We start from the raw sequence: 20711 nt of genomic DNA on the forward strand, positions 1-20711 counted from the left end.
ATTTTGGCACTGGCAACTTCGTTGCCCACGGGCGGCTTTGCCGCTCACGGTTGAGAAGTACGCCTGAAGTCTACTCTCGGTGGTGATTACTGGAACCCACTGAATGGTTACGGTTGCGGGGAAGCGTGATTGCAGGCTCAAAACTTTTTATCTCTTAAAGGACTTGAGGAACAGCAGAAAAACCTTTAAGCCGTGATGGTTACAGGGCAGCAGGTATTTTCAGGTATATATTTCAGGGTTGAAAGCCTGAGCCTGATGCCGGGATATTTCTGGAGATTAGTACTAACGCGGACTTTGCCCGCAACCCAATAAAGAAAAGAGCTTTTTTGACAGGATTAACAGGATTAAGAGATTGATTAAGAGAAAAACATTTTAGTCCTGGCCGGGAGCCAGGCCAAAAGGTAATCACTCCAGCACTCACTTTTTTTCCGGCACTCATGAATGCCAGAAGAAAGTGAGTGCTGGATGGCTAATGCAATCTGCGGCTTCCGGCCGCAGATTGCATTAGCCTGTCAATCCTGTTAATCCTGTCTAAGTTTCTTGTTTTTTATGACAGGGTTTCAGGAGTAAGTCTAAAGGAGATGAACCAGTGTATATAGTGACCGGAGGGGCCGGATTCATCGGCAGCGGATTTGTCTGGAAGCTGAACAGCATGGGCATTGAGAATATTCTCATAGTGGATCGTCTGGGGCATAAAGAGAAATGGAAGAACCTGGTCAACCTCAGGTTTCAGAATTTTGAACATAAGGACAGTTTTCTGGACAGGCTGGAAAACGGTGATTTCGGAAGGGTGGAAGCCATAATCCACATGGGGGCCTGTTCTTCCACCACGGAAAGTGACGCCGATTATCTAATGCACAACAATTTCAGTTATTCTCAGAGACTGGCCAGGTACTGCATAAGCAGCGGCTCCAGGTTTATATATGCCAGCAGTGCGGCAACCTACGGGGACGGCAGCCGTGGATTCAGCGATGACCCGGAAATCATGCCGGACCTGCAGCCACTGAACATGTACGGATACTCCAAGCAGCTCTTTGATCTTTGGATGCACAGGCAAAACTGGTTGGACAGGGCTGTGGGGCTGAAGTTCTTCAATGTTTACGGTCCCAACGAGTATCATAAGGAAGACATGCAGAGCGTGGTGCGCAAGGCATATTTTCAGGTGAAGCAAACCGGGAGGGTGCGGCTTTTCAAGTCCTATCACCCTGATTATCGGCACGGGGAGCAGAAAAGAGACTTTATTTATCTCAAGGACTGCCTGGAGGCCATGGCCTGGCTTCTGGAACACCAGGAAGTAAACGGGGTTTTCAACCTGGGTTCCGGGCGGGCCGAGTCCTGGAACGACCTGGCCGGTGCCGTGTTCAAAGCCCTGGGCCGGGAAACGGATATCGAATACATAGACATGCCCGAGGAAATACGGCCCAAATACCAGTATTTTACCCGGGCCCGGATGCACAGGCTGGAGGCCACCGGATGCCCGGTACGTTTTTCTTCCCTGGAAGAGGGGGTGCATGATTATATTCTAAATCACCTGGAACAGGATGATCCCTATCTTTCACTGCGACCTGTTGAACACCAATAATAAGCGATCAGTAGTTTATGTTTAAAAAAATACTGCATCCCGTGGATTTGAACGAATCCCTTACTGAAATAAAGATAAGGGCTTCGTTTTTGTACAAGATGAAGGCCGAGGATATGGTGTTTTTTCATGTGCTAAACCCCGGACTGGGTGGCCACAAGCATGCCGAGTCCAGGCTCAGGCATTTTCAGAGCGCTCTGGATGAAGTTGGGATAAACGTACACTATAAAGTGGAAGAAGGACATGTGGCCTCAGAGATCACCAGGGAGGCCAGGGAGCAGGGCGCTGACCTTATTTATATTCCGGCAAGGGGCAGAAATTTTCTCATGAGCTCACTTCTGGGAAGCACCACCCAGGATGTGGTCCGCCTGGCGGACAGCCCGGTCTGGGTGCACAAGAAAAGACCTGATTTGCGGCATGAGGAGCAAATGCACCGGATCGTATTTGCAACGGATTTTCAGCAGGCAGCAGAAAAATGCTGTCAACCGGTGTTCTTTCTCGGGGAGCTGGTGCCGGAACTTGTAGTCCTGCATGTGGGGGAGAGAGCGGCTGATCCGTATTCGGAACAGCTTAGGCGGGAGCATGTCAATGCAAAGCTGGAAGAGCTAAAAGAGCAGTACTCGGGATATTACCGGAAGGTAAGGCAGATATCCAGGATCGGCTCTCCTGCCAGCCACATACTGGATGTGGTGGATGAAATCCAGGCAGACGCAGTGATCCTGGGAAGACTCAATGAGCCGTTTCCCCTGCATGTGATGGGTTCCACCTGCGCCAGAGTCGTTTCCCGGGTCAACAGCTCGGTTCTGTTGATTCCATAATGGCCAGGCTTTTCCTGCGACTTTTCTGCGGGGCGGATGAATTTCGAAAAAGGGACAAAACCTGACAAAAGCCAGCTGCAGCTGGTGCAAACTGTAACTTCAAACTAAATTTCAGCCGGGTCTTAATATGTTCAAGGATACGGTTTTTGTTGCATCGTTAATCATTGTAGCCGGTTTTGTGCTGCTGGGAATATTTGACCAGGAACTTCTGGACAGCATTTCCACAACCATTCATGGCGGCATTATAGCCAATTTCGGCTGGGCCTATCTTCTGGTGACCTTCTTTTTTCTGGTTTTCTGTATTGTCCTGGCCTTGAGTAAATACGGCAATATCAAGCTGGGCAAGGACGAAGACAGGCCGGAGTATACTTATTTCGGGTGGTTCAGTATGCTCTTTGCCGCCGGCATGGGCATCGGGCTTATTTTCTGGGGAGTGGCCGAACCTTTGAGCCACTATATGCAGCCCCCGGAACATATAGAAAAGGAAAGCGGCCAGGCGGCCACCTTTGCCATGCGCTACAGCTTTTTTCACTGGGGCCTGCATCCGTGGGCGGTATACATCATCATGAGCATGAGCATTGCCTATTTTTCCTTTCGCAGGGATATGCCTCCGCTTATCAGTTCATGCTTTTACCCCTTGCTCGGGGACAGAATTTACGGGCTGCCGGGGAAGCTGATAGATATCCTGGCTGTTTTCGCCACCATATTCGGCATAGCCACTTCCCTGGGCCTGGGGGCGCTTCAGATCAACAGCGGCCTGGAACATATCTACGGGCTTCCCGCCACAGATACCAGTACTCTGCTCATTATTCTTGTCACCACCCTGCTGTTTATGATTTCCGCTGCCGTGGGGCTGGACAAGGGGATTCAGACTCTGAGCAAGTCCAATATGTTTCTGGCTTTTCTGCTGGTGGTGTTTATGCTGATTTTCGGACCCACTGCGTATATAATGACTGTTTTTACCGATACCATGGGCGGCTACTTAAGCGACGTCCTGGAGATGAGCCTCACCGTGAACCCGTTTCTGGGACATGAATGGTACAAGGACTGGACCATATTCTACTGGGCCTGGTGGATCGCCTGGTCTCCTTTTGTGGGCATATTTGTGGCCCGTATTTCCCGGGGCAGGACCATCAGGGAGTTTATCAGCGGTGCCCTGCTGGTACCCACCCTGCTCACCTTCATCTGGTTTGCGGTATTCGGCGGGTCATCCCTTTACCTGGAACTGGAGGCAGGAGCCGCAGTAGGCGGAGCAGTCCTTGACGACGTATCCACCGGGCTCTTTGCTGTGTTCGACCATTATCCAGGCTCGATAATCCTGTCCAATGCAGCCATTTTGCTCCTGGTTGTCTTTTTCGTGACATCAGCGGACTCAGCCACTTTTGTGCTGGGCATAATGACTTCCAGGGGATCGCTTAATCCCAGCCTGGGCAAAAAGATCGTCTGGGGGGTGACCCAGTCGTCAGTGGCGGCCATACTCCTGGTTTCAGGCGGTCTGGTAGCCCTGCAGCAGATGGCCATTACCGCTGCCCTGCCTTTCAGCTTTGTGCTTCTGCTTATGTGCTACAACCTTTGGAGAGGTCTGTCCGCAGAGGCAAAAGAAGGGCTCAACAGTCGTTTTTCCAGGAGATGACACGGGGGCAGGTGGAGAAAAAGGGTTTAAACTCAGTTTGAAGGATGCGCCTGCAAAAAGTCGGGAAATGAAAAATTCAGAAATCAATAATCTACATAACTCTTTGATTTTACTGACCTCTGACCTCTGATCTCTGACGTCTGTGACTGCAAAAATGACTTTTTGCAGTCACATATTGAAGGGTCGAGGCCTGGCTATGAATTTTGTATTTACCTCATAAATGAAGGAAGACTGTAACTCTAATTGTTTTTGACAGCAAAGAGGGTCAAATACAGCGCAGGAGAAACAATCTCCTGCGCTGTATGCTGAAGTTATGCCTTGACAGTCTTCATATGCATGACCAGTGCAAGGACGCCTCCTGCTGCACAAACAAGCGCAAGTATTGTCAAAAATCCGGCTACCATGGTTTTGCTCCTCCATTTCAGGTTAGTATTCTGGTTTTATGTATCCATTGAAAGGTACCGAGGTTTTAATGCTTTGAAATTTAACTACGCAATTTTATTTGCATCAAATTCTAGTTGATGTATCATATAAATGAAACTATTGTACAATTTTTAAAAGTAAATACACTGAAATAGAAAATGTGTCAATAAAATTTTTGTGAACTTTTTGAGCAAGGAATTGTTATTCATTTTAACATGAAGTTTAAAGCAGGATAATATGGATTTTTTTGCCACCTGGCTTCTGGTGGGGCTGATAAGCGCAATAATCGCCGCACGCAAAGGGCACAGCGGATGCGGATGGTTTGGACTGGGAATACTTCTGGGACCATTTGGACTTATCATGGCCCTGCTGGCTCCAAAAAATCCGGAGAATGTCCGCAAAATCGCCAGTGCAGGGCACAAATGGAAAAAATGCCCCTACTGTGCAGAAAAAATCAGGGCGGAAGCCCGTAAATGCAGGTACTGCGGGGAAGCTTTCGGCAGCGGGGAGGGAGAGAAAATCGTGTCTGCTGCTTACGCAGGTACAGGGCTGGAAAAGGTGCTGGAAGAGATCAGGTACAGACTTCTGGACACCAACCTCGGGGCATTTATTGTGTACTTTATAATTGCCGCAATTATCGTATTTTACATATTCGGTTCAGGAAAAGAATAACCAGTTAATTCCCGGAGAGCTGAAAATCGTTCATCAGAAAAAAAGAAGTACGGAACTGTCCCCAAGCCGATTCCGGCACCCCATTTATGGTTACGAAGTAGTAATTCCTGAAGCAGCAGGGTTCGGCAGTTCCTGAGGGAGATACTGGCGTATTTGCGTCAGGATTTTTCAGAGTCGGGCGTAAGGCTTTTCAGCAGCCTGCGGGCGTTTTTATGCCCGGGTTCAATAGCCAGGGCCTTTTCCGCCAGCCTTGCGGCCTCGTCGTTTTGTTTCAGGGCTGCATGGGTGGTGGCCATGTTGTAGGGGATGCTTGCATAACGGGTCAGCAGGTCCGGATTTAATTCCACTGCCTTCTGGAAATGGGCCAGGGCATTGTAATACTGCTTTCCCTGTGCATAAGCCAGGCCGATGTTGTAATAAAGCCCTTCATCGCCCGGTGCTATCTTCAGGGCCTGCTGGTAGTATTCGATGGCCCTGGAAAGCTTGCCCTGCTGCCTGAGGTTGATGCCTATTTCGTTGAATATCCAAAGGTCGTCCCGGTTTAGATCCTTTCCTTTGTATTCAATGGCTTTTTCCAGATACCTGGTGCTTAGTTCCGGTCTTATGCCCTGAATTTTCCGGGCTATTTTGGCCATGGTGGAGCTTATTATGTCCCTGGCCTGCTTCTGAACCTGTCTTATGGCCTGGTTGAAATTCTGAACTGCGTTTTCTTCGTCATCAAGATGTAAATAGGTACTGCCCAGTTCTATCTTGCGATCGTAGTTGAGCGGTGAAATTTTATCCAGTTTTTTCAGGTATTCCAGCTTTTTCTCCAGATCCGCCATGGCATCGTAGAGGTTGACCAGCCTTTTTAACGGCTCCAGATACATTTTGCTTTCCCGGGATGCCCTTACATAGTAGCTTTCGGCCAGTTCAAAATCGTTTTGTGCCTTAGCTATGTCCCCCTTGAGAATAAACCCGGCCGCGCTGTCCGGCTTTTCCTTCAGGATGTCTTCCACTACTTTTCCGGCCTGGTCCAGATCATTGGTGAGGATCAGGGCCTTGGCCTGATTGAATTTCTGGGACAGAGCATCATTGGGCTTGAAAGTAAGGCTTATCTTTTGAATAATGGAATTGATGGACACCGGCTTTACGATGACATTGTCAGCACCCATTTCATACATCTGCGCTACATTGTCGCTGTCTGTCTCGGCTGTAAGAGTGATGAACCTGCATTCGTCTCCAAAACTGGATCTCAGGTCTCTTAATCTGATAATATTGCTGCTGCCTTCAACCATGTTTTCCATCAAAAAAATTATTCTGGAAAAGTGACCAGAGCTTAAAAGTGCTCTGGCGTCTGAAGAGACACTGTCAATGTATCTTCTGTAAATCAAGGCACTGGTATTTATGCCCAGGTATTTAAAAGAGGCTACCATGGTCTTGTAGAAAAGCACGTCGTCGGTGACTGTGAATATGCATCCCTTCCAATGAGAGATATACTCTCTGAAGGTTTCATTATATTTTTTCTCTGTTTTTTTATACGCCATCTTGATCCCGGTTCAGCCACTTGTGAGAAGGCGGAAGTCTTTGCGGTTGGACTGCTTTCCGCTTTTTTGTGCTTTGCCCGATGATTTTTGCACGGGCCTGAAAGAAATCACATCGGAATCCTGTGACAATGTATATCCTACCCCTGCCCGGGGCACAAGTGGATTTTAAGATGCGTCTGCAAAAAGACAGCTCAGAAGGGCTCATAATTACTGGTTGCTGCGCCAGTACTCAGGCTTTTTACCCTTGGTTCTGCAGGAATCCCGGATTTTTTCAGGCACGGCTCTAACGGGTTTTATACCGGCGTCATCCAGATCCGCCCAGGGTTCCCTGGGTGTTTCAGTGCGCTTGCCGCGTCTGTGGGCGCATTTTTCATCTTCCAGGGCCCGCAACAGGCCGGCTGTCATGGCCACCACCACCAGAGAAAAGGGCAGGGCTCCCATTATCACCGCGGACTGAAGCACTTCCAGCCCGCCTGCCGCCAGAAGTATTGCAGTCAAAAGGGCCAGGACCACGGCCCAGAAGACCCTGTGGATGCGCGGAGGCTCGGGATCCCCGCCGGAAAGTATGGTATTGACCACCAGGGTGCCGGCATTGGCAGAAGTGATTAAAAAGGTGGCGATGAGCAGAAGCATTCCAATAGAGGCTGCAATTCCTACAAGTCCCAGGTCCAGCCCCTGCAGCATGGCGAAAAGGGCCACGGCCACGTCCTCCTCGACAGCATCGATTATGCCCCCGGAGCCGAAAAGTTCCTGGTACAGGGCTGAGCCACCGAACAGCCCCATCCAGACCATGGTCACCACGGTGGGCACCAGAAGTACACCCATGATAAATTCGCTGAAGGTCCTGCCCCTGGAGATGCGCGCGATAAACATGCCCACAAAAGGCGCCCAGGCCAGCCACCATCCCCAGTAGAAAACCGTCCATTCCGCCTGCCAGCCGTCCTCCAGGGCTGCATGGGTATACAGGTTCATCACCAGCAGATTTTGAGCATAATAGCCGGCCGCCTCCACGGTCATGGCTATGAGGTGATTGGTGGGCCCCCAGAGCATGAGAAAAGCCATCGCCGCTACCGAAAGCCAGAGGTTCAGCTCAGACATCCAGCGCACTCCGCGGTTCAGCCCGGAAACCACTGTGACGGCGGCAATGCCCATGATGCAGGCGGTGATCACCAGCTGCAGAAAAAGAGTAGCCTCCAGGTCGAATACAGCCCCGAGTCCTGAATTGAGCTGCTGTACCCCCAGACCCAGTGTGGTAACTATGCCGAAAACCGTGCCGAATACAGCCAGGGTATCCACAACGTCCCCGGATACCCCCCTGATCCTTTCTCCAAGGATAGGGTAAAGTGCTGAGCGGATGGTCAAGGGCAGGTCACGGCGAAAGGAAAAGTAGGCCAGGACCAGACCCACAAAAGCAAAAATCGCCCAGCCGTTCAGGCCCCAGTGAAAAAAAGTCAGCCTGAGTGCGGCTATGGCGGCTTCCGGGGTGCCGCCTTCTTCAACAAAGGGATTGTCGTGAAACTGCAAAACAGGCTGGGCCACCGACCAGAAGATTATGCCCACGCCCATTCCGGCTGCAAAAAGCATGGCCACCCAGGAGACAAAGGAAAACTCCGGCCTTTCGTCATCGTGGCCCAGACGGACGTCCTTGTAGTGTCCGATGCCCAGCCAGACCATAAAAAAAAGCAGAAAGGCCACCAGGATCACATAATACCATTCCAGGAAGGGGTTGAGAAAATCCCTGGCTGCGCTCAGATTGTCCGACAAAATCTCCGTATAAAATGCTCCGTATACAAGGGCCGCCAGGATAATCGCAGTGGATATTACAGTCAGGCGGGCGTTCATGCCCTTGAAGATCCCGGATTCTTTCTGAAAAGCCATTTATTTGTCTCCTGAAGCCAGAATATTAAAACGAAAGCCAGTGCATAATGTGGTGACATTCAGTGGCGGGACTGTCCCCATGGCCTGGTGCAAGTAATCACCACAGAGGAACCCCCTGAATGGCTACAAAATATGCTGGTATTCATTAAAAGCTTGAAAACACATGTCAATCAGTGAAAGCATTGTTCAGCATTTTTTTTAATCACCCCAGGTTTTCCTGGATGAGTTCAGCCAGCCTCTGGGCCGGCTCGGAAGGCCTTCCCGGACTGCGGTGCAGTGCGATTTCCACTGCAGGCAGGACGGGCAGCCCGGCCGGGCCTTCCGGTTCGATTTCGCGCAGTTCGCCGCGCAGCATGGAACGGGTGACAACTGTTACGGCCAGGCCGGCTGAAACAGCGCTTCGAAGGCCCTCCAGAGAACGGCTGGTATAGGCGATGCGCCACTCGCGTCCAGCCCCGGCCAGGGCCTCAAGGGTCATTTCCCTGAATACACAGAATCCTTCCGGGAAAAGGGCCAGGGGAAGCACTTCCTGGTGCTCGGTGGCGGTATGTACCGCCGCGGCCCAGACCAGCTGCTCCGAGCGCAGCACATGTCCGCCCGGACTTTTGGGCTGTCTGGTCACCAGGGCCAGGTCGATATTTCCTCCCCGGATCTCCTGCATAAGTTCCACCGAGAGTTCGCAGCGTACATCCAGAGTGACCCCGGGGTAGAGTTCAGCGAAACGGGCCAGGATGTCCGGCAGATAAAAGGCGTAATCATCCGGGATGCCCAGGCGGACAGCTCCGGCCACCCCCGGAATTTTAAGTGCCTGCCAGGCCTGTTCGTTCAGGTGAAGCATGCGGCGGGCATAGTCCAGCAGGACCTCTCCAGCCGGGGTCAGGGCAATTTGCCCTGGTCTGCGGTTTAAAAGTCTTTTGCCCACATCATCTTCCAGCCTTTTCATCTGCATGCTGATGCTGGACTGGGTGCGGTTCAGCCTGCGGGCCGCCTCGGTAAATCCCCCGCAATCCACTATGGTTGCAAAAGTTATGGCCAGATTCAGGTCCAGTACGGGTCTTGGGATATTCATCAAAATAATTGATCCTTAGTTCAAAACTATTAATTTGCTTGATGCTTATAACCAGCTTACCAGGAAAAGGCAACCAGTTGTTTAATGGATGTTACTAACTTTAATGACTGTAAATTTGCCATGGAGATAGAGCATGAGTGTAATAGCAGGACAAACCGGACACAGGATTGAAATATCGCAGTTAAAAGGGACTTTACTGGGCAGTATGGCGGTTCTCATGTGGGGTTTTCTGCCCCTGCTGCGCCTCATGGCGGGAGAGGTTCCCCCTTTGCAGCTGACCTTTATGTCTCTTTTTACAGCCGCCCTGGCCGTCTTAACCTGGGGCAAAACCCGCAGGAAAATATATGGAAAGCCATGGCATGACCATGGACAAAGAGATGTTTTTCTGGCTGCCGGATTTCTGCTGGGGGCGGTGGTATTCTATTTTGCAGCTCTGATGCAGGCCCCGGCTGCCGAGGTGGCTCTGATTACATATCTGTGGCCCCTGGGCCTGGCGGCTGCTATCTGCATCAGTGCCGGAAGAAGGCCAGGGCTTAACATGTGGACAGGTCTTCTGCTGTCTTTTTCTGGTGCGGCCCTGGCTCTGTTAAGCGGAAACGAGGGACAGGGCGGAAGCACCATGGACCCGGGTAGGGCGGCCGGTTATGCCCTGGGTCTGGCCAGCGGGGCATGCTGGCTTGGATATTCCCTTATGCTGGGCAGGCTTCCGACTAATGCCGGGCTGCATGCAGGCATTTTCGCATGGGCCGGGATTGCTGCTGCTTTATTGCATTTGCTGCTGGAACACACGGTTCTGGATCTGTCTTTTGCAGTCCTTCTGACCACCGCATGTATAGGCATAGGGCCTTATGGACTTGCTTTCATGGCCTGGGGTCAGGGCCTTAGATACGGCCATGCAGGTTTATTAAGCGCCCTTTGCTATACAGTGCCGGTGGTGGCCACCACTCTGCTTATCCTGGCCGGGATGGAGGCCTGGAGAATGGAACTGGCCCTGGCCGCCCTGGCCGTGACCTGCGGGGCGTGGCTGGCCGGCAGGGACAGGAATAAAACCCTGGCTGAAGCATGATGATTCTAAGAAATATATCTGCTATGTCTTACCGTATACCGGAAACATTACCGCAATATAAAAATGATATTTCCTTCTTTTTAAGGCAGAATTAAAGATTTTGAACAGCGTAACAGTTTATCTATTTGCATGTGGCATGGGGACTGCTTAGCAGGATAGCTGGCAAAAAAACTGATTAATTTACATTTCCAAGGGCAGTTGCTCGCCTGTTTCATTATCTGCACAGAAGTTCTTACCATATTTAACAACTAATTAATCCCTTTACACCAATTCAATGCTGTATATAGGTTTAATAGTGTACACCAGTCAGTTTGTAGTAATTTATTGCCAGGCAAGATTTAATTATTCAGTCGTAGAAAAATTTTTGTGTAGTAAGCACAAAATAATGTTCAAGTGAGGTGATGGATTATGTTTCTGGATAAGATATGGGGTAAAAAAACAGAACAGACCGTTGAAAATCTGCCTCTATCCACCAGAAGTCTTTGCCCGGAGTGCCGTGAAACAATAGAGGCCCAGCTGGTGGAGGAGAACGGACAGGTTTTGATGTATAAAACCTGCCCGGAACATGGGGAGTTCAGAGAGATCATAAGTGCAGACAGGGATTTTTTTATGAAAATGCGCCGCACCCATTATGAAAGACCGGCAGGACTGGACAGGCCTCAAACAAAGGTGGAACAGGGATGTCCCCACGATTGCGGGATATGCCCCAGTCATCGGTCTTTTCCTTCCATGGTCAACATTGATCTGACCAACCGGTGCAACCTGAATTGCCCCATTTGTTTTGCCAATTCCAATGCCATGGGCCGAGTATACGAGCTGGACTGGGAGCAGATCAACCATGTAATTGACTCCGTGGCAGCTCTGGGTCCCCACCCTGTGATCTGCGTGCAGTTCGCTGGTGGCGAGCCTACTATACATCCCCATTTTCTGGATGCAGTACGTCTGGCAAAGTCCCGGGAGTTTGCCCAGGTCCAGGCAGCCAGCAATGGCGTGCTGTTCGCCGGTAATTATGGTTTTGCAGAAAAGGCTGCCGAAGCTGGTCTGGATGTTGTGTACCTGCAGTTCGACGGCATGAGCGATGATATATACCGCGACACAAGAGGCCGGCCTATGTTTGAGACCAAGATGCAGGCCATAGACAACCTGGGGCGGGCCGGAATCCGGGTGGCCCTGGTCCCCACCATCGTCAAAGGCTTTAATGATCATCAGGTGGGAGACATACTGCGCTTTGCCGTAAGAAACCCGGAGGTTGTAACCGCCATAAGCTGGCAGCCAGTGTCTTTTACCGGCCGCATAGACGAATCCAGACGCCAGGAGATGCGCTTCACCACTGCTGATCTGGCCAGGGAACTGCAGGAACAGACTGGATTACTGGATATGCACCGTGACTGGTATCCTTTTTCCATTGTCTCTCCGCTGTCCAGATTCCTGGAAGCGGTGACCGGCGAAAAAAAGGCACATACAAACTGTCATCCCCATTGCGGATGTGTAACCTATCTGGTTGTGGACAAACAGACCGGCCAGGCTGTGCCCTTTCCAGCCTTTCTGGATGTTGAAGCCCTTGCGGCCAGCCTGAACAAAAAGGCCGGGCGGCTGGAGCATTATCCCTGGTTGAAAAATGCCCTGTCTCTACAGTTCAAGGGCGAACTCAAGAAACATTTCCGCCGGGAAAACGCCCCTGAGGGCTGGGATCATGAGACGCTGATGCAGTTTGTAGACAGCCTGATTCATCTGGGAGAAGGGCACAAGGTTGACAAAAAGGTTCAGAAAGAGGCCATTCAGGGCCGCCGTTTCGAGATTATCATGTCTGCGGCCATGCATTTCCAGGATCTGTACAACTATGAACTGGACCGGGTCCAGTACTGCGCTGTGCATTATGCCGATCCTGAAGGCCGCCTGTACCCCTTTTGCACCTGGAACAGCGGCCCCTGTCACCGTTACAGGGTAGAGGAAATGTATGCCAGGGCACTGAATAAAAACAGGCAGGCCGAGACGGAAACCGCAGCCTCCTGATCCGGGAATGTCCGGTACCGACATGTAAAAATGGCGGTGCCGGCTCACCCATCTGCTGATGAGAGTTGATGTTTTCAGGCATGAAGGAGGTAAATATGCGTATCCTTTTGATCAACACCCCCTTTCACAGTGCATACAAGAAGTTTACCCAGGAGTTTCCTCCCCTGGGCATAGCCTATATTGCCGGGATGCTGAGAAAGTCCGGCCATGATGTTCATCTGCTGGATCTGAACGCTTCTGATACAGGGGAGTATCCAGGATTCAGGCGTTTCGACCTGATTGGAATATCCGCGGATACACCAAGACATGACAAAGCCCTGGCCCTGGCTGCTCAGGCCAGAGAGCATCAGGTTCCTGTTGCTCTTGGAGGCCCGCATGTAAGTTTTTTGCCGGAAGAGAGCCTGAAATCCGGGTATGTGGACTACGTAGTCAGGGGAGAAGGTGAGTATCCCATGCTTTACCTGGCTGAATTTCTGGCAGGAGAACGCTCTCTGGAAGATGTGCCGGCTGTTTCTTATCTTTTGGAAGGCGAGGCGGTGCACAACCCGGATCAATGTATTGCAAAAGACATTGATTCTCTGCCCTTTCCGGCCAGGGATCTTTTGCCCATGGACAAATACAGGACCCACCTGAATAAAAAAAGGGCCACATCAATGATCAGCAGCAGGGGCTGTCCCTTCAACTGCTCCTTCTGCGCTTCCTCGCAGCTGTTCGGAGCCAGATGGCGGGCCAGGGAACCGGAAGCCATTTTCGATGAAATCGAGCATGTACAGCAAAGATACCAGGTTTCCAATATTTTGTTTGTTGACGACAATTTCACACTGGACCCCCAGAGGACCGTACGCATTAGCGAACTGATCTGTAAAAAGGATCTCAACATCCAGTGGCTTTGTTTTTCCAGGGTGAATACCATTGTGGAAAATGAAGACATGGTCCAGGGTATGGCTGAAAGTGGGGTCAGGATGATGTTTCTGGGCGTGGAAAGCCCTGACCCAAGGGTGCTTGAAAGCTACAACAAGAAAATCACTGCCGAGACCTCATTCAGGGCACTGGAGATATTGAAGAAATACAGTATAGACGCCCTGGCCAGTTTTATAATCGGCAACCTGAACGAGGACAGCAGGATGATCAAAAATACCATAAGGTTTGCAAACAAGCTCAATCCAAAGACCGCCCAGTTTTCCATTCTTACCCCCTATCCCGGTACCAGACTGTACAATGAGGTAAAAGACCGTATACTGACCTTTGACTGGTCCAGATACGACGGCATGCACGCTACAATCAAACCTGACCGGGTCAGGGCTGAGGAACTGGAGAGGCTGATAAAAAAGGCCTACGTGTCCTTTTATCTGCATCCCGGCAAGATTCTTGCTCATCCTGTAGCCGGAATGCGCAATCTGTTCATGGTGCCCAGGCTGCTGAAGGCTCAGAGTTCGTGAATCTGGAGCCTGGCCGGGTCCAGGTGCTGTCTGGCCAGGTGCAGTAAGTGTGTGTGGTGGGTGAAGAACAGAACCTGGGTCTGCTTAGACAGAAGGGCCAGTTCCTGCAGGGTCTGTGCGGATCTTTCATCGTCAAAGTGGACCAGAATGTCATCCACTATAAAGGGGAAAGGAGGATTGTTGTCCAGGTAATGCCTGATCCCGCCCAGGCGCAGGGCCAGAAAGAGCTGGTCCCTGGTGCCGTCGCTCATTTCTTCCACTCCAAGACCGGTGCCGTCCATGCGCAGGGCTTTAAGCACGGGCTCGCCGCGCTGATCGTAGTCCGCATAGATGCCGGTGAGGGAGCCAAGAGTGATTCTGTTCAAGGTTTTGCCGGCCATTTCCAGGACCGGCCCCTGGTTGGCCTGTCTGAAGCGCTCCATCTCGGAGCTCAGGATGGCCTCGGCCAGGCGAAGCTGGATGTATTCCTGCACCTCCTGTTCAAGCTCGGATTTTTGCTCCTGGATCTGCTGACTAATATCCGCGGCCTTTGAGGTTCCGTCCAGGTCCTGCAGCTCCTTTTCCAGGGTGGCGTGTTCACTGATTATTTCCTCTCGCTTTTTTTCCAGCTCCTCTTTTTCCTCTGCAAGCTCTGTGGACAAAGCCTGCAGTTCCTGCATGTCCCGGGCGGAAGCGTCATTTATGAATTTCTCCAGGTCCTCGCCTCCGGCCAGTTCCTGCAGTTGCTCCTCCTGCTGTCTTAGCTCTGTGCGCAGTTCCTGCTTCATTGCGGCCTTTTCCTCCAGGGCGGGCAGTTCTTCGGGGTGCTCTGCCCCGGCTTCTCTGCAAAGCTGTTCCAGTTCCCTTTGCAGGGTCTGGATTCTGCCTTCTGCCTGGTCCAGTTTTGTGCGTATTTTACGTCGCTCCTGCTGCAGATGCTCCTGCCTGGACTGCTTTTTCTCTTCCTGGTCCAGTTCCAGGGCGAGCGCCTCCAGGATTTCCAGAGGAGAGGCCCTGCCGGGGTTTCGCTTAAGTTCCTGCACAAGGCCTTGAACCGCAGATTCGAATTCCCGGACTTTTTGTTCCAGGCCGGCTTTTCTCTGCTGCAGGGAGCGCATTCTGCCGCAGGCAGCAAAGAGGTCCTGGCGCAGCTGGATCTCTTCCTGCACGGTCCGGATATCGCTGTCAGGGTCAAGGCTCAGGGACTCAAGAGCCCGGATCCAGTTTTGCCTCCAAGTATTCAGGTCTTCCTGGACTGCGCCGGCCTGCTCCCCGGCTTTTTGCAGCTTTTTTTCCGCGCTGCGGATTTCCTTGCGCAACAGATCAGCTGCAGCCAGATCATCCCTGGCCCGGTCCCGGTACTTATCAATAATACGGTTCAGGGTGGCCGGGTCATGTCCTTGGGCGGCGCTGTATCCGGCACTTTCCAGAGCCTTTGCGCCCTGGGTGCAAAGGCTCTGCAGTTCCTGCTCGTATTCTTCCAGGGCCTGCTGGTACTGCTGTTTTTCCTGGACCTGGCGGATAAGTTCCTGGGCCCTGTACAGCCAGGCCTGCATTTCCCGGGGGGACAGGGGCTCAATGCCTGTTTCACTCCAGAGGGCCTGCCATTCCCGGCAGGCCTGCTGGTAATCGGCCCCGGCCTTATCCAGGTCTTTGCTGGCCTGGTCAATCTTCTGGCTGCAGGCCTGGATTTCATCATGCAGGGCCTTGAGTCTGGCCAGGTGGTGTGCCCGGTCCAGCATCTGGTCCGTGGTCTGGTCCAGCTCTGATATGCTTTGTTCAAAGCTGGAGGCCAGGTCTTCTCCTCCGGTCTGGTGCAGGTATTCATGGATCTCTTCAGGGGACTGCGTGCCTTGCAGCCATGATTTTTTGATAAGACTCCAACCCTGGTCCCGGACCTTCCTCCGGGACTCCAGGTCCCGGGGCAATGGCAGGGCATGTTCTTTCTGCCTGCGCTCAAGTTCTGCCTGTCTGTCTGCCAGTTCCTGGTTCAGTTCCTGGTGTTTGTGGCGGGCGGATTCCAGTTGCTTTTCTTTTGCATCCAGAAGACTCTGCATGCGCTCCAGGCTTTCAGGCAGGGGCAGAGGCAGCCCGGGCAGGCTCCGGGAATCCAGGCTGGCAAGTCCCAGGGAGGATATACCGGCCTGGATCTGTAGCTGCAGGCTCTGTACTTTTTCCCCGGCCTTGCGGATCTTGTCCTGCAGGTCTTCTCCAGAGGTTAGTTTCTTAGATACGGCATCCAGAAGCTCAATGTCCGGAAGCGGTGGCATTTTTTTGAGATCTCTGCGACAAAGGCGCAGGATACGGGCCTGTTCCAGCATGGATTCCCGGGCCTGACTTGCCTTCTGGTCCAGGGAGCTTTTTTCACTGGCCAGTTCCTGAATGCGGCTCTGATGCTTGCGATCAGGGGCCAGATGGTCCATGTCGCTGCAGGATACGGAGCTGCCAAGCATGGCCTTTTTGTCCTGGATGGTCTGCTCCAGGGTGATCTTTTCCGCTTCAAGGTCCTGCAGTTCCTGCATGGCCTGCTGTATCAGGGCCACCTGGCCGGAAAGGGTCCTGATACGCGGAGCGAACCGGATAAGACCGGAATCAATTTCCAGTTCTGACAGCTCCTGTTCAAGGTCCTGCAGCTCCTTTTGCCGGTCCCGGCGATCCTGACGGGCGTTTTCCAGGCTGCTTGCCGCCTTGACCCTGCGCTGGCTGAAGTCCTGCTCCAGCCTGGGGACATGCTCCAGTTCCCCGAGCTGCCTGAGCAGGTCCCTGCGCCTGGCAATGCGGGGCAGGGCCCTGATACAGGTGGAGTGCCACGCAAGGTCGGCCTCAAGCTGTTTAAGCCGGGAGAGAGTGTTCTGCTTCTGGTGGAGCTTTTGTTTGAGTTCATTCTGCAGGTTTTTCCAGCGCTCGGGTTTGATGGATGCCTGGCGCAGTTCCCTGCCCAGCTCTGCCATGGAGGACTTTTTCTGCATGATCCGGGTGGATGAAGCCCTGGGCCGGAAAAGTTCGTCGGCCCGCTTGTGCAGGTCTTCCCGGACCCGGCGCAGGTGCATGATCCCGGCTGCGGCCGAGAAAAGGGCCTGGCCCAGATGGCCCTGGGCCCGCAGGATTTCTTTTCCCCCGGCCCGCAGGTTGTCATGGCTTATGCCGAACATTGCCGAGAACATGTCTCTGCTCATGCCGGACATGAGCCTGTTTACGGCTTCCTGGGGCACGGGACTGTTAGATGCGTCCAGAAGATCGTTCTTGCGCCTCTTGTAGCGGGTGATTTCCCATTGCTGTCCGCTGTCCAGCTCCAGGCAGGCGCCCACGGCCAGGTCCTTGTTCTGGTGCAGGAATCCGTCTCTGGTCTGGTGGTCAAAGCCGTAAAACAGGGTGGTCAGGGCGCGCAGGGCTGTGCTTTTACCGGCTTCGTTGGGACCGTAGATGAGTTGCAGGCCGCCGTTTTGTTCCAGCTGGAGCTCTGTGCCGGTGAAATGCCCGTAGGCTTTTAGTTTGAGTGTGTTTATTTTCATGGTTGTCTACGCTTTCCCGCAGTCTGCAGTCCTGGTCCGGGGTATGGGTCTGGAGCCGCGGTTATATTCTCAGGAGCCGTTTCCGGTACTGGACATGTCCCGGGCCAGCAGGGTCATGACCATATCCCGGCAGCGGGATACATACTCCTGTCTGGTGTGGGGGTCGTCCAGGTCCGGCAGTTCCACCCCGGTGCCGCCAAGCTTGGCCCTAAGCTCTGTCAGATCCAGGTCCAGGGACTTAAACAGTTCCGGATCCTGTTCCAGTGCCTGCATATATCCGGCCAGATGGGCCAGGGCCGTGCCCGAAGCCTTGATTTCCTCCCAGTCCAGGGCCGGAGTGCACTGGTTGAAAATTTTTTCCACCCAGATGGTTTGTCCGGAGATGTCCGTGGCCAGGTTGCGGATCTCGGCCTGCAGTCCGGCAAAATCATGCATAATGTCTGAAAAGGCCCCTGTGGTGCCCTTTAAGGTGAGGCGCAGGCCCAGGAGTTTTTCACTGTCTCTGGCTGCGGATATGTTTTCCAGCTCCCGGCTGACCAGGTCCAGTACAGCCCCCCGGGTCTTAAGCCCCGAGACGTCCAGTTCCATGTGCTGCCAGCGCAGGACGTCCAGTTCCACCCGCTCGATATTTATCCTGCCGGAAGGGTCCACGTCCACGCGCATGCAGCCTTTGCCCCCTGGTTCGCGGATATGGCGTCCCTGGATGCATCCGCTGAAGATGACCGGCGGATCCCGGTGCAAGATTTCATGGCGGTGGATGTGTCCCAGGGCCCAGTAGTCGTAGCCCTTTGCCAGGAGCTGGTTCAGGGTGCACGGGGCGTATCCGCTGTGTTCCGGAGTGCCGGACAGGGATGTGTGCAGAAGGCCTATGTTGAACATGCCCGGGACCGGGTCCGGGTAGTTCAGGGCCAGATTCTCCAGGACGGCTTCCCGGTCATAGCTCTGACCGTGAACTGCAGTGCCCAGGTCCTCCAGTTTCCAGGTGGCGGGCCTGGCAGCTGAAAAAGTAAAGACATTGTCCGGAAGGCGCAAAGACTTAGTCATCCTGTTCTGGGCGTCATGATTGCCCCGGATGAGGGCCACCCGGGTCCCGGCTTCCCGCAGCCTGCTCATCTGGGCGGAAAAGTGCAGCGGGGTCTGAAAGTCCGGGCAGTCACCGTCGTAGAGATCCCCGGCAATGAGCAGCAGGGGGATGCGATGTTCCAGTACGTAGTTTACCAGGTTGTCCAGGGCCTTGCGGGTGGCCTGGCGTATTTCCCGGGCCGGTGCTCCCTCGTAGCGGCTCAGGCCGTGCAGAGGGCTGTCCAGGTGGATATCTGCGGCGTGGATGAATGTAAGCATGATGGGAACAGTTTAACAGGGGTGGGTGCGGGGGGCAAGGGGCTAAGGGCATGGAGCATGGAGAAAGGGGCAGAGGGCATGAGTTATGGAGTGATGGGCGCTGGGGGAAAGCGGCATCAGTCCTCAAACAGGGTGATGTCGCCCGGCTTGCCGGCGATGTCTTTGACCCGCCTGGAAGCCTTTTTTTCTTTGCGGGCGATTTTTTGTAACTGGAGAGAAGGGAGCTTTTTGACATAAGCATCGCCGGTATCAGTGTAAAAAAAGACTTTTCTGGAATCAGATCCACCAATGTCGCTGTTTATCAGCCTGATATTTTCCATTTGCAAAAATTCAATGACAAATGCGGATATCTTGTCCCCTACTCCGTTTTCCCTGGAGATGGAGGGCAGCACGTGAGCGCCTCCGAAGACCTTGGCCTGAAGGCTGTTGCGCTTTGCCCCCAGTTTCATCATCCTGTTGATGAGCAGCTCCATGGCATTGACCCCGTAGCGGGCGGAAACATCAAAGTGATTAAGGTCCGCTTTTCCCGGAAGGAGGATGTGGTTCATGCCGCCTATGAGGCTGCGGGGGTCGAAAAGGCATGCTGCAACGCATGATCCAAGAACCGTATGGATGATGGATGGACTGGCGCTGGCATGGTATTCACCTATGTGAATGTTTACATTTTTTCTCATAACGTTTCGGTGCCTGTAATTGTTTCCAGATCAATGTGCTCCAGGGTGTAAGAAGGGGGATGACTTGCATCCATAACAGTCAAGGCCAGGCGGTACTCCTGGTCATCAAAGGCGCACAGGGCTGCTGCGCAGCGGGTTTTTACCCCCTTGCGGGTAAGGTATACCTGTACCTCGGGGTTAAAAACTATCTCCAGATCTTTTAAAGGCAGGCTAAGTCCCAGGCCTGTGGCCTTCATGCAGCTCTCCCTGAGCACCCAGCCTTGGATCAGTGCGGCCTGCCGTCTGTTGGGAGGCAGGGTTTGCAGCCAGTCAAGTTCCCTTTGTGGATAGTATCTCCTGGCCACTGCCGTGATATCCCTTTGTACTTTTTCAATGTCCAGGCCGAGCGGTTTGTCTCCTGCGCCGCAGACCACCCATTTTCCGGAATGCGAGATATTGAACTGGAGTTCAGGCAGTTGAGGCAAATACGGCTTGCCGTTTGAGCCGGTCACCGTAAGGGGAGGGACACTAAACCCGGGTGCATGTTTTTTTATAACATAAGCCAGGAGCAGCCCAGCCCCTGCGCACCTGGACCGGTCCTGTTTTTTCCGGAGCCTGGAAAGGGCCGCGATCCGTTCCTGGCCAAGCCACGGCTTCCACCTGTCCTGGTCCGGGTCCAGGGAGGATATGTCCAGGGCATATATGTTTGTGGCCGGGTATCTATGCAGCATAAAGGGTCCTTGTGGTATACTTCAGTTTTCATCCGGAATCAGTTTAATCTCAGGGGTGAGCTTCTTACGGGAATCAGGTTCTGGTTCAAAACGAAGTTTTATGGTTATACCAAATCCTGAAAAGGTTCAAACATGATTTGCAACTGCCTAGACTTTGCTGAATAGTGACAACACTTTTTAGAACTAATTGTAACTGTTCAGCATATTTTGTGTGTACTCTTGTTCTGGCCATCGGTGTCGGGGTCGGTATCGGGGTCGGGGTCGATAGAAAACCGAAAGCCAAAGTTGCGTTGGGCCTTCCCCAACAGCTTCGATACCGATCCCGATTCCGATACCGACCCCGACAAACCCCGTTATCATGGTGAACAGTTACAAATAA

The 20711-nt window shown here is 52.8% G+C and carries 14 protein-coding genes; 7 read left to right on the top strand and 7 right to left on the bottom strand.

Annotated features, from left to right (window positions below):
* Positions 1-589: 589 nt before the first annotated feature.
* The 4 genes from rfaD to DTHIO_RS19800 all read left to right on the top strand — a co-directional run bounded on the left by rfaD (position 590) and on the right by DTHIO_RS19800 (position 5125).
* Entirely contained in the window at positions 590-1582 is a 993-nt protein-coding gene (rfaD, locus tag DTHIO_RS10040) for an ADP-glyceromanno-heptose 6-epimerase (RefSeq protein ID WP_008870181.1), read from the top strand.
* A gap of 17 nt (positions 1583-1599) precedes the next feature.
* Positions 1600-2397: a universal stress protein gene (locus DTHIO_RS10045; RefSeq protein WP_008870182.1), complete on the top strand. Its 798-nt coding sequence runs from the start codon at positions 1600-1602 to the stop codon at positions 2395-2397.
* A 127-nt stretch (positions 2398-2524) separates the two neighbouring features.
* The gene (locus DTHIO_RS10050) at positions 2525-4030 is read left to right on the top strand and encodes a glycine betaine uptake BCCT transporter (protein WP_008870183.1); all 1506 of its coding nucleotides are present in this window, start codon (positions 2525-2527) and stop codon (positions 4028-4030) included.
* Between the two features lie 660 nt (positions 4031-4690).
* Positions 4691-5125 (top strand): zinc ribbon domain-containing protein, encoded by a 435-nt coding sequence (locus tag DTHIO_RS19800; protein WP_008870185.1) that lies wholly within the window; start codon positions 4691-4693, stop codon positions 5123-5125.
* Positions 5126-5283: 158 nt separating this feature from the next.
* On the opposite strand, the gene DTHIO_RS10060 is transcribed toward DTHIO_RS19800, so the two are convergent.
* The 3 genes from DTHIO_RS10060 to DTHIO_RS10070 all read right to left on the bottom strand — a co-directional run bounded on the left by DTHIO_RS10060 (position 5284) and on the right by DTHIO_RS10070 (position 9598).
* Positions 5284-6651 (bottom strand): tetratricopeptide repeat protein, encoded by a 1368-nt coding sequence (locus DTHIO_RS10060; RefSeq protein ID WP_008870186.1) that lies wholly within the window; start codon positions 6649-6651, stop codon positions 5284-5286.
* A 207-nt stretch (positions 6652-6858) separates the two neighbouring features.
* On the bottom strand, positions 6859-8529 hold the full coding sequence (locus DTHIO_RS10065) for a BCCT family transporter (protein WP_008870187.1): 1671 nt from the start codon (positions 8527-8529) through the stop codon (positions 6859-6861).
* A gap of 202 nt (positions 8530-8731) precedes the next feature.
* Positions 8732-9598 carry a LysR substrate-binding domain-containing protein gene (locus tag DTHIO_RS10070; protein WP_008870188.1) on the bottom strand — a complete coding sequence of 289 codons (867 nt, stop codon included), beginning with the start codon at positions 9596-9598 and terminating at the stop codon, positions 8732-8734.
* Positions 9599-9731: 133 nt separating this feature from the next.
* Between DTHIO_RS10070 and DTHIO_RS10075 the strand changes: the two genes are divergently transcribed.
* The 3 genes from DTHIO_RS10075 to DTHIO_RS10085 all read left to right on the top strand — a co-directional run bounded on the left by DTHIO_RS10075 (position 9732) and on the right by DTHIO_RS10085 (position 14116).
* The gene (locus tag DTHIO_RS10075; RefSeq protein ID WP_008870189.1) at positions 9732-10664 is read left to right on the top strand and encodes a DMT family transporter; all 933 of its coding nucleotides are present in this window, start codon (positions 9732-9734) and stop codon (positions 10662-10664) included.
* Between the two features lie 408 nt (positions 10665-11072).
* Positions 11073-12677, top strand: a complete 1605-nt coding sequence (gene tes, locus DTHIO_RS10080; RefSeq protein WP_008870190.1) for a tetraether lipid synthase Tes — start codon at positions 11073-11075, stop codon at positions 12675-12677.
* 95 nt (positions 12678-12772) lie between these two features.
* Positions 12773-14116, top strand: a complete 1344-nt coding sequence (locus DTHIO_RS10085) for a B12-binding domain-containing radical SAM protein (protein ID WP_008870191.1) — start codon at positions 12773-12775, stop codon at positions 14114-14116.
* On the opposite strand, the gene DTHIO_RS10090 is transcribed toward DTHIO_RS10085, so the two are convergent.
* The 4 genes from DTHIO_RS10090 to DTHIO_RS19805 all read right to left on the bottom strand — a co-directional run bounded on the left by DTHIO_RS10090 (position 14104) and on the right by DTHIO_RS19805 (position 20332).
* Positions 14104-17607, bottom strand: a complete 3504-nt coding sequence (locus DTHIO_RS10090) for a YhaN family protein (protein ID WP_008870192.1) — start codon at positions 17605-17607, stop codon at positions 14104-14106. The two genes, DTHIO_RS10085 and DTHIO_RS10090, sit on opposite strands and share 13 nt — an antisense overlap.
* Positions 17608-17676: 69 nt before the next feature.
* Positions 17677-18948: a metallophosphoesterase family protein gene (locus tag DTHIO_RS10095; protein WP_008870193.1), complete on the bottom strand. Its 1272-nt coding sequence runs from the start codon at positions 18946-18948 to the stop codon at positions 17677-17679.
* A gap of 116 nt (positions 18949-19064) precedes the next feature.
* Positions 19065-19622 (bottom strand): chemotaxis protein CheD, encoded by a 558-nt coding sequence (locus DTHIO_RS10100; protein WP_008870194.1) that lies wholly within the window; start codon positions 19620-19622, stop codon positions 19065-19067.
* The gene (locus DTHIO_RS19805) at positions 19619-20332 is read right to left on the bottom strand and encodes a 4'-phosphopantetheinyl transferase family protein (protein ID WP_008870195.1); all 714 of its coding nucleotides are present in this window, start codon (positions 20330-20332) and stop codon (positions 19619-19621) included. The genes DTHIO_RS10100 and DTHIO_RS19805 overlap by 4 nt, the downstream gene beginning before the upstream one ends.
* Positions 20333-20711: the final 379 nt, after the last annotated feature.

The sequence above is a fragment of the Desulfonatronospira thiodismutans ASO3-1 genome, from assembly GCF_000174435.1.
Lineage (GTDB): Bacteria > Desulfobacterota > Desulfovibrionia > Desulfovibrionales > Desulfonatronovibrionaceae > Desulfonatronospira > Desulfonatronospira thiodismutans.

Coding starts and splice junctions, on each gene's coding strand:
- DTHIO_RS10100 (WP_008870194.1), bottom strand. CDS start 19,622: ATGAGAAAAAATGTAAACATTCACATAGGTGAATACCATGCCAGCGCC.
- DTHIO_RS10065 (WP_008870187.1), bottom strand. CDS start 8,529: ATGGCTTTTCAGAAAGAATCCGGGATCTTCAAGGGCATGAACGCCCGC.
- tes (WP_008870190.1), top strand. CDS start 11,073: ATGTTTCTGGATAAGATATGGGGTAAAAAAACAGAACAGACCGTTGAA.
- DTHIO_RS10085 (WP_008870191.1), top strand. CDS start 12,773: ATGCGTATCCTTTTGATCAACACCCCCTTTCACAGTGCATACAAGAAG.
- DTHIO_RS19800 (WP_008870185.1), top strand. CDS start 4,691: ATGGATTTTTTTGCCACCTGGCTTCTGGTGGGGCTGATAAGCGCAATA.
- DTHIO_RS10075 (WP_008870189.1), top strand. CDS start 9,732: ATGAGTGTAATAGCAGGACAAACCGGACACAGGATTGAAATATCGCAG.
- DTHIO_RS10095 (WP_008870193.1), bottom strand. CDS start 18,948: ATGCTTACATTCATCCACGCCGCAGATATCCACCTGGACAGCCCTCTG.
- DTHIO_RS10060 (WP_008870186.1), bottom strand. CDS start 6,651: ATGGCGTATAAAAAAACAGAGAAAAAATATAATGAAACCTTCAGAGAG.
- DTHIO_RS10090 (WP_008870192.1), bottom strand. CDS start 17,607: ATGAAAATAAACACACTCAAACTAAAAGCCTACGGGCATTTCACCGGC.
- DTHIO_RS19805 (WP_008870195.1), bottom strand. CDS start 20,332: ATGCTGCATAGATACCCGGCCACAAACATATATGCCCTGGACATATCC.
- DTHIO_RS10045 (WP_008870182.1), top strand. CDS start 1,600: ATGTTTAAAAAAATACTGCATCCCGTGGATTTGAACGAATCCCTTACT.
- DTHIO_RS10050 (WP_008870183.1), top strand. CDS start 2,525: ATGTTCAAGGATACGGTTTTTGTTGCATCGTTAATCATTGTAGCCGGT.
- DTHIO_RS10070 (WP_008870188.1), bottom strand. CDS start 9,598: ATGAATATCCCAAGACCCGTACTGGACCTGAATCTGGCCATAACTTTT.